Source organism: Cupriavidus sp. SK-3 (genome assembly GCF_000611145.1).
Lineage (GTDB): Bacteria > Pseudomonadota > Gammaproteobacteria > Burkholderiales > Burkholderiaceae > Cupriavidus.
The window spans coordinates 20459-28937 of the sequence record NZ_JFJV02000192.1 but is presented as its reverse complement, the minus strand read 5'-3'; the positions used below and the strand labels follow the sequence as shown (position 1 = coordinate 28937).

Below are 8479 nucleotides of genomic sequence, written 5' to 3'. Positions count from 1 at the left end.
GTGGCGGGCCGAGAAAGCCGGCGCCGCCGGTGATCAGTACATGCATCTTGATCTTCCAGTTGTCTTCCAGTTGATGGGTTCGGGCCGCAAGCGGGCGCCTAGCCCTTCAGGTAAGGCCTGAGCCAGCCCAGCCCCGCCGAGGTGCCGGCGCGCGGCCGGTACTCGCAGCCGATCCAGCCGTCGTAGCCAAGCCCGTCGATCACGTCGAACAGGTACGGATAGTTCAGTTCGCCCAGATCCGGCTCGTGCCGCTCGGGCACGCCGGCGATCTGGATATGCCCGATGCCGGCAAAGTCGCGCTTGAGCTTGACGGTGAGGTCGCCTTCCACGATCTGGCAGTGGTAGCAGTCGAACTGCACCTTCAGGTTGGCCGCCCCGACTTCCTTGCAGATGGCCTGGCCGTCGTCCTGGCGGTTGAGGAAATAGCCGGGCATATCGCGGGCGTTGATGGGCTCGACCAGCACCGTGATGCCTTGCGCGGCGGCGGCACGGGCGGCGTGCGCCAGGTTTTCCAGGTAGCAGGCACGATGGCGCGCGCGATCGGCGCCGGCGGGCACCAGGCCGGCCATCACGTGGACCTTGTCGTTGCCGATCACGGCCGCGTATTCCAGCGCGCGGGCGAAAGCATCGCGAAACTCGGCCTCGCGTCCCGGCAGGGCCGCCATGCCGCGCTCGCCGGCGTTCCAGTCGCCCGGCGGCGCGTTGAACAGGGCCTGGGTCAGACCGTTGGCATCGAGGCGAGCCCGGATCCCGGCGGCGGGATGTTCATAGGGGAAGAGGTACTCCACGGCCTTGAAACCGTCCGCCGCCGCGGCGGCGAAGCGGTCCAGGAAGGCGTGCTCGGTGTACATCATCGACAGATTGGCGGCAAAGCGCGGCATGCGGTGCTCCAGGAGAAGGGGTGGTTCTTGTGTCTTGGCTTAGCGGTTGACCAGCTTGGCCGGCGTGAGCCAGACCAGCCCGGCGCCAAGCACCAGCATGGCCGACAGCACATACATGCTCGACTGCGTGCTATGGGTGAGGTCGGTCAGGTAGCCCACCATGTACGGTGCCACAAAGCCCGCCAGGTTGCCCACCGAATTGACCACGGCAATGCCGGAGGCGGCGGCCAGGCCCGACAGGAAGGCGGTGGGCAGCGACCAGAACAGCGGGGCACAGGTCAGCACGCCGGCGGCGGCCAGGGACAGCGCGGCGATGGCCACCACCGTATTGTGGGTAAACGAGGCAGCAATGGCAAAACCCACCGCGCCCATCAGCGCCGGCACGATCAGGTGCCAGCGGCGTTCGCGGCGGGCGTCGGCGCTGTGGCCCAGGAAGTTCATCACCACGATGGCGCAGATAAAGGGAATGGCGCTGAGCAGGCCGATATTGAGGTTGCCCTTCACGCCGCTGGTCTTGACCAGGGTGGGCATCCAGAAGGTCAGCGCGTATTGTCCGGTGACGAAGCAGAAGTAGATCAGGCACATCCACCACACGCGGCGATCCGAGAACACCGCGCGCAGCGAGTGGCCGGTGCCCGAGGCATCGGCCTGGCGCGAGTCTTCCTCGATATTGCGCTTGAGCACGCGCTTCTCGTCGGCGTCCAGCCAGGGCGCCTGGTCGATGCCGTTCTTGAGCACGAACACCGTGATCACGCCGATCAGCAGCGCGGGCAAGGCTTCGATCAGGAACATCCATTGCCAGCCGCGCATGCCGCCGTAGTCATGGAAGGCGTCCATGATGAAGCCCGACAAGGGGTTGCCGAACATGCCTGCCACCGGGATGCCCGACATGAACAGCGCGATCATCTTGGCGCGCCGGTTGGCGGGGTACCAGTAGGTCAGGTAGAGGATCACGCCGGGATAGAACCCCGCTTCGGCCAGGCCGAGCAGGAACCGCATGATGTAGAAGGTGGCCGGCGTTTTCACGAACACGAACAGCGCCGAGATGATGCCCCACGTGATCATGATCCGCGCAATCCAGATGCGCGCGCCCAGCTTATGCATCAGCAGGTTGCTGGGCACCTCGAACAGGAAGTAGCCGATGAAAAACAGTCCGGCGCCGAGGCCGAACACGGTCTCGGAGAAGGCCAGGTCCTGCGCCATCTGCAACTTGGCGAAGCCCACGTTGACGCGGTCCAGGTAGGCGATCACGTAGCACAGCATCAGGAAGGGCATGATGCGCCAGAACACCTTGCTGTAGGCGCGCTTTTCGATGTCCCGGTCGATGCCCCGGTCGATGTCTTGGCCGGCGCCGGTCAGCGCGGCCTGGGTGGATGTATTCATGGTTGTCTCCGGTGTTTCGGCTTGAAGCCGGCCTGGATCCGGTCCGGATCGGCAAGCCGGGGGCGAACGCTGCCCTTGCCGCGGCCCGAGGGAAAATCGGGGCGTGCGGCCGGGCCGTTCTGTTTTGCTTATGTTTGTGGTTGTGCTCTGCTTACCAGCGCGCCTTGAAGGTATCGCGCAGTTCGGCCAGGGCGTGCTCGTCGAGCGGGTCGGGCTTATCCTTCAACATCAGCCAGAGCCTGGCGGTTTCTTCGAGTTCCTCGAGCGCGAACGCCGCGCGCGAGACGGTGGTCTCCCACATCACCGGGCCAAGGCGCGCAAGCAGCACGCCGCGCACTTCGGCGGCAAGCCGGGCGACGCGCGCCGCCACCGCCGGGTCGCCCGGCCGGTGGTAGGGAATCAGCGGGATATGCCCCACCTTCATCACGTAGTAGGGCGTGATCGGCGGTAACACATCGTCCGCTTGCCAGGCGCCCGCCAGGCTCAGCGCCACCAGGTGGGTGGAGTGCGTGTGCACCACGCCGTGCGCCTGCGGGTTGTTGTCGTAGATGGCGCGGTGCAGGGTGAGCGTCTTGGACGGCTTGTCGCCGGCCACCCAGTTGCCGCCGCTGTCCACCTTGGCAATGGCGGCGGGGTCCAGCATGCCGAGGCAGGCGTCGGTCGGCGTGATCAGCCAGCCGTCGTCCATGCGCGCGCTGATATTGCCGGCGCTGCCGACGGTGTAGCCGCGCTGGTAGAGACTGGCGCCGATGCGGCAGATCTCTTCGCGCAGGCTGGCTTCGGTGCTCATGCTTCACCTCCCAGCTGGCGCAGCGCTTCGTCGAAGAAGTCGACGCCGCCGAAATTGCCGGATTTGAGCGCCAGCGCCAGCGGTTCGGCTTCCAGCGTGACAGTGGCGGGCACGCCCGGCGCGATCTGGGTGCCGATGCGCAGCGCTTGCACGCCCAGCGCCTGCACCACCGCGCCGGAGGTTTCGCCGCCGGCCACCACGAAGCGGCGCGTGCCGCGGGTCTTCAGGGCGGCGGCGATGGCGGCCAGCGCCTGCTCTACAAGATGGCCGGCACGTTCCACGCCGAGCGCGGCCTGCGCGGCCTTGACCGCTTCGGGCGTGGTGGTCGCGTAGACCAGCACCGGCTCCGCATGCGAGGCGATCAGGCCGAGTGCCTGCTCCACCAGCGGCGCGCCTTCGGCCAGCGCGAGGGGATCGATGCGCAGGGCCGGGCGTTTTTGCTCCAGCCACCGGGCAACCTGGGCATTGGTTGCCTTGGATGCGCTGCCGGCCAGCACCACGGCAGGGCCGGCAACCGGGGCGACGCGATCGGCGTCCGCGCGCGCCGGCAGCAGGCCGGCGCGGCGGAAATTGGCAGGCAGGCCGAGCGCCAGGCCGGAGCCGCCGGTGAGCAGCGGCAGTTCGGCGCAGGCTTCGCCAAGCGTGTGCAGGTCGGCATCGCTGACGGCATCGGCGATGGCAAGGCGCGCGCCTTCGCCACGCAAGGCGGCAATGGCTTGCCGGGCGGCCGCGCTGCCGCGCGCCACGGCGTCGTAGCGCAGCAGGCCGACCTTGCCCTGGCTTTGCCGCTGCAGCACGCGCACCAGGTTGGCGTCATGCATTGGCGTGAGCGGGTGGTTCTCCATGCCCGACTCGTTGAGCAGCACATCGCCCACGAACAGGTGGCCGCGGAAGATGGTGCGGCCGTTCTCGGGAAACGCCGGGCACGCGATGGTGAAGTCGCTGCCCAGCGCCGCCAGCAGCGCCTCGGCCACCGGGCCGATATTGCCTGCGTCCGTGGAGTCGAAGGTGGAGCAGTACTTGAAGAAGAACTGGCGGCAGCCCTGTGCCCGCAGCCAGCGCAATGCATCCAGCGACTGCGCGATCGCGTCGTCCGCCGGGATGGTGCGCGACTTCAGCGCTACCACCAGCGCATCGGCATGCTCCACGCCGGGCAGCGCTTTGCTGCCGGCTGGTACGCCGATGGTCTGCACCGTGCGCATGCCGTTGCGCACCAGCGTATTGGCCAGGTCGGTGGCGCCAGTGAAATCGTCGGCGATACAGCCGAGCAGGGCGCGCGGGGATTCGTTCTGTGCGGTCATGCTGGCTTCCTCAGTCGGCCTTTTTCGCCGGCAGATCGATGCCGGGGAACACCTTGATCACGGCGGAATCGTCTTCGCCGCCGTGTCCGGCGCTGGACGCCATCATGAACATCTGGTGCGCCGCGGCCGACAGGGGGAGCGGGAATTTGCTGGCGCGTGCGGTATCTAGCACCAGGCCGAGATCCTTGACGAAGATGTCTACCGCCGACAGCGGCGTGTAATCGCCCGCCAGGATGTGGGGCACGCGGTTCTCGAACATCCAGGAGTTGCCCGCGCTGTTGGTGATGACCTCGTACAGGGCCTCGGCATCCACGCCCTCGCGCAGGCCCAGCGCCATCGCTTCGGCCGCCGCGGCGATATGCACGCCGGCCAGCAACTGGTTGATGATCTTGACCTTGGAGCCCGCGCCATGCGCGTCGCCCAGGCGGTAGACCTTGCCGGCCATCGCGGCCAGCACGTCCTCGGCGAGCGCGTAGGCTTCGGCGGGCCCGGAAGTCATCATGGTCATTTCGCCGCTGGCGGCGCGCGCGGCACCGCCGGAGACCGGCGCGTCCAGCAGCAGGATGCCGCGTTCGCCCAGCCGCTGGCCCAGCGCCTGCGCAAAGCTCGGCGGCACGGTGGCGCTGGCGATTACCAGGGTGCCGGGGCGCAGGCTGCTTGCCGCGCCTTGCTCGCCAAACAGCACGGCCTCGGTTTGCGCGGCATTGACCACCAGCGTCACCACCACATCGCATTTCCCGCCCAGCTCGGCCGGGCTGGCGCAGGGGATGCCGCCCGCGTCGGCAAAGCGCTGCAGCACTTCGGGCCGCAGGTCGCACGCGTGTACCTTGAATCCGGCGCGCAGCAGGCTGTGCGCTACGCCGTTGCCCATCGCGCCGAGGCCGATGACGCCAATTGATTTGCTCATGAAGACTCCTGCCGGGAGGGCGGTGATCAGTGGGACGGGCCGCGCGCGGGCGCGTCGGCAAGGTCGGCTGCGGTACCGGGCTGTCCACCCAGGGACAGGCGCCGCGCCGCGTTGTACATATGGGTCTGGGCCGCGTTGCGCGCGGCCAGCGCGTCGCCGGCACGGATGGCGGCAACAATGGCCTGGTGTTCCTCGCGCACCTGGCGCGAGAAGTCCGAGCGGCGCGCCTCGTTGGTACGGGTCACGCGGGTTGCGGTTTCCAGGTACTGGCTCAGGAAAGCCAGCGTCTTGAGGAAGAAAGGATTGCCGGTAGCCTCGGCGATGGTCCGGTGAAAGGCCACGTCGGCGGCCACGCCGTCGCCGCCGGCGGCTTCCTCGGCGTCGATGCGGGCCAGTGCGGCATCGATGGCCGCCATGCTGGCGTCCGTGCGGTCGCGCGCCGCCTGTGCCGCTACCTCAGCCTCGATGGCGCGGCGCAGTTCGACGATTTGCAGCACGGATTCGAGCGTGGCCACATCGGTGTAATCGATTCGCAGCGGCCGGATGCCAGCCTGCTCGGTGACGAAGACGCCGCTGCCCTGGCGCGACTCCACCACGCCTTCGTGACGCAGCCGGGCGATGGCTTCGCGGATGACCGTGCGGCTCACCCCGAATTCTTCGGAAAGCACCGCCTCGGTGGGGAGCTTCGCGCCGCGCGCAAAGGCGCCGCCTTCGATCTTCTCCAGCAGCTGTTCAGCAACGGTGTCTGTCAGGGCTCGGGTCGGGACTTTCTGGAACACGGGACGCTCAGGTGATTAGGTAATATGGTCATCATACAAATTTGCGGCAAGGAATGCAGATCGGGAGTTACCCCTACGCGTCAGCCTTGCTGCGGTGCGGCAAAACGGTGGCGCGCCGCGGGCGGAGTATCATGGCGGCCCGCCCGTATCCTTATCTTTTCCGCATCCGAGCCATCATGACCATCACCATCCGCCTCGCCCCCTGGTCCGAAGTCCGCGAAATCGCGCGCTCCATCCGCTACGCCGTTTTCGTCGAAGAGCAGGGCGTGCCGGTGGAACTGGAATGGGACGAATGGGATGAGCCGAGCTGGCATGCGCTGGCGCTGGCCGAGGATGGCGGCGCGTTGGCCACGGGCCGCCTGCTGCCGGATGGCCATATCGGCCGCATGGCGGTGCTCAAGGCGGCGCGCGGCAGCGGTGTCGGCGCCATGGTGCTGGACGCATTGATGGCCAAGGCCGCCGAGCTTGGCTATCCCGAACTGGTGCTCAATGCCCAAAGCTACGCGGCGCCGTTCTATGCGCGCGTGGGCTTCGAGCAAGTTGGCGAGGAATTCGAGGAAGCCGGCATCCCTCACGTGGAAATGCGCAAGCGGCTGGGTTAAGCGTCGCCAACTCCGGCCGGCCGGGGGAATAGCGGCCGCGCCAGCAGCGCGCAAACGCCGGCCGCCAGCCACACCGAGGGCCAGCCAAACCCGGCGGCCATGGCCGGGATCGCCAGCGGCACCAGGAAGAAGCCGGAAAAAGCGAAGGTGTTGCCCAGGCCGAGTGCCGTGCCGGCACGGCTTGCACCCGCGATCGTGGCCAGCTCGGCATAGGCGACGCCATGCCAGGCGGACGTGCAAATGCCGCCCAGCACGAGGCAGGCCACCAGCACGGGCGTGAGCACGGCGTGCCAGACCGGAGTGGCAGCGCAGAGCCAGGCCAGTCCGCCGACTGCCCCGAAAACCAGCAACGTCAACCTGCTGCAGGCGCGCATGTAAGCGCGCCGGTTGCCGTGGCGGTCGGTCCAGCGGCCGCTCCATACCCGCATCACGGCGGCGCCCGCCTGGACCGCCGCCACGGACAAGCCCGCGGCGGCAATGCCGATCTGGCTGAAATCGTGCAGGAAGACCGTGGCGAAGCTCAGCACGGCCACCTGCGGCACGCACATCAGGCCCATGCCGCTCACCAGCCGCCAGACCAGCGCGTTGCGCAACAATCCGGGCCCGGCTTGCCGCGGCGGCGCCTTGCCGCTGGCCGGCAAAGCGGCTCGTTCTCCGGCGGCTGGCGGTTCATGCATCCAGCGCCAGGCAAAGATCACGGTGATCCCGCAGAACGCGGCCAGGGTCCCGTACACCGCTGCAAAGCCAAACGTCTGTGCCAGCATCGGCAAGGCCAGCGCCCCGATCCCGCCGCCGGCCGGCACCGCGGTCTGGCGGATGCTCATGGCCAGGCCCCGTTCGCCTTCGCGGAACCACGCCATCACGGCACGGCCGCTGGAGCCGTTGACGCTGCCGCCCAGCAGGCCTAGCACCAGCAAGCCGAGCGCCAGCAGGGCATGGCCTGGAACGTGCCCAGGCAGTGGCGCAATGACCCCGGCCATCAGCACCAGCCACAGCGTGGTGGCGAGCAGCCCGGTCAACAGCACCCGGCGGTCGCCCCAGCGGTCGGTCAGCAGGCCCCACGGCACTTCGCTTGCCGCGATACCGAGCCCCATCATGCCAATGCAGAAGCCCAGCGCGGCGTTGTCGAGCCGGTAGCCGGCACGCATCAGTACCGCCGTGGTGGGAATGCCCGAGAACGCCGCGGCGAAGCTCGCATTGGCGGCCACGCCGATGGCCAGGACTTTCCAGCGATGGCCGGGGCCGTGGCGTGGGGCGAGCGCTGCGCCGGCAGGGCCGGAAACAACGGGGAACGAAAGCGGGGAGCGGGTGCGGGACACGGCATCATCCTTGTAAGCGGCACGGGTGGCCTTGACGCCCCGATTCTGTCAGTCGAGAATGATCCTGAATATCAGATAATTCTTCACTAAATATCCCAAATAACAGGATGGTTCGCGATGGCTACGGTGAACTTCGACCTGGATGTGCTGCGCAGCTTCGTGGTGGGCATGGAACTAGGCAGCTATGCCCGTGCCGCCGACCGTCTCGGCCGCTCCACCTCGGCGGTCAGCGCACAGTTGAAGAAGCTGGAGGAGCAGGCCGGCACGGCGATCTTCCGCAAGGCGGGACGCGGCCTGGCGCTGACCGAGGCTGGCGAGACCATGCTGGCCTATGCGCGCAGGCTGCTGGATCTCAACGACGAGGCCGCCTCCGCCGTGCATGGCGTAGCGCTGGAGGGCTGGGTGCGGTTTGGCCTGCAGCAGGATTTCGGCGAGGTGCTGCTGCCCGAAGTGCTGGGCCGGTTCGCCCGCGCGCATCCCAAGGTCCGGATCGAGGCGCGCGTGGCCCGCAATGCCG

9 protein-coding genes and 1 pseudogene are annotated in these 8479 nt (G+C 68.0%); 2 read left to right on the top strand and 8 right to left on the bottom strand.

Going from position 1 to position 8479, the window contains the following annotated elements; genetic code table 11:
* From CF70_RS38615 to CF70_RS18470, 7 genes are all read right to left on the bottom strand, one after another.
* Positions 1 to 46: hypothetical protein (locus CF70_RS38615; RefSeq protein WP_255350676.1), on the bottom strand; the 46-nt coding region annotated here is incomplete at its 3' end.
* Positions 47 to 98: 52 nt separating this feature from the next.
* The gene (otnI, locus tag CF70_RS18495) at positions 99 to 881 is read right to left on the bottom strand and encodes a 2-oxo-tetronate isomerase (RefSeq protein ID WP_035867683.1); all 783 of its coding nucleotides are present in this window, start codon (positions 879 to 881) and stop codon (positions 99 to 101) included.
* Positions 882 to 920: 39 nt separating this feature from the next.
* Positions 921 to 2264, bottom strand: coding sequence for an MFS transporter (locus CF70_RS18490; RefSeq protein WP_035867673.1), 1344 nt, complete (start codon positions 2262 to 2264; stop codon positions 921 to 923).
* A 151-nt stretch (positions 2265 to 2415) separates the two neighbouring features.
* The gene (locus CF70_RS18485) at positions 2416 to 3054 is read right to left on the bottom strand and encodes an aldolase (protein ID WP_035867671.1); all 639 of its coding nucleotides are present in this window, start codon (positions 3052 to 3054) and stop codon (positions 2416 to 2418) included.
* Positions 3051 to 4355, bottom strand: a complete 1305-nt coding sequence (otnK, locus tag CF70_RS18480; RefSeq protein ID WP_035867668.1) for a 3-oxo-tetronate kinase — start codon at positions 4353 to 4355, stop codon at positions 3051 to 3053. The genes CF70_RS18485 and otnK overlap by 4 nt, the downstream gene beginning before the upstream one ends.
* Before the next feature lie 10 nt (positions 4356 to 4365).
* Entirely contained in the window at positions 4366 to 5262 is an 897-nt protein-coding gene (gene ltnD / locus CF70_RS18475) for an L-threonate dehydrogenase (protein WP_035867666.1), read from the bottom strand.
* Positions 5263 to 5288: 26 nt separating this feature from the next.
* Positions 5289 to 6041: a FadR/GntR family transcriptional regulator gene (locus tag CF70_RS18470; RefSeq protein WP_035867664.1), complete on the bottom strand. Its 753-nt coding sequence runs from the start codon at positions 6039 to 6041 to the stop codon at positions 5289 to 5291.
* A 176-nt stretch (positions 6042 to 6217) separates the two neighbouring features.
* On the opposite strand from CF70_RS18470, the gene CF70_RS18465 reads away from it, so the two are divergent.
* On the top strand, positions 6218 to 6643 hold the full coding sequence (locus CF70_RS18465; RefSeq protein ID WP_035867787.1) for a GNAT family N-acetyltransferase: 426 nt from the start codon (positions 6218 to 6220) through the stop codon (positions 6641 to 6643).
* Here the strand turns inward: CF70_RS18465 and CF70_RS18460 are convergent.
* Positions 6640 to 7863 (bottom strand): MFS transporter, encoded by a 1224-nt coding sequence (locus tag CF70_RS18460; protein WP_235185116.1) that lies wholly within the window; start codon positions 7861 to 7863, stop codon positions 6640 to 6642. The genes CF70_RS18465 and CF70_RS18460 overlap by 4 nt on opposite strands.
* A 216-nt stretch (positions 7864 to 8079) precedes the next feature.
* Here CF70_RS18460 and CF70_RS38005 point away from each other — a divergent pair.
* A pseudogene (locus tag CF70_RS38005) lies at positions 8080 to 8479 on the top strand (LysR family transcriptional regulator); the annotation flags it as partial.

Coding starts and splice junctions, on each gene's coding strand:
- CF70_RS18485 (WP_035867671.1), bottom strand. CDS start 3,054: ATGAGCACCGAAGCCAGCCTGCGCGAAGAGATCTGCCGCATCGGCGCC.
- otnK (WP_035867668.1), bottom strand. CDS start 4,355: ATGACCGCACAGAACGAATCCCCGCGCGCCCTGCTCGGCTGTATCGCC.
- otnI (WP_035867683.1), bottom strand. CDS start 881: ATGCCGCGCTTTGCCGCCAATCTGTCGATGATGTACACCGAGCACGCC.
- ltnD (WP_035867666.1), bottom strand. CDS start 5,262: ATGAGCAAATCAATTGGCGTCATCGGCCTCGGCGCGATGGGCAACGGC.
- CF70_RS18465 (WP_035867787.1), top strand. CDS start 6,218: ATGACCATCACCATCCGCCTCGCCCCCTGGTCCGAAGTCCGCGAAATC.
- CF70_RS18490 (WP_035867673.1), bottom strand. CDS start 2,264: ATGAATACATCCACCCAGGCCGCGCTGACCGGCGCCGGCCAAGACATC.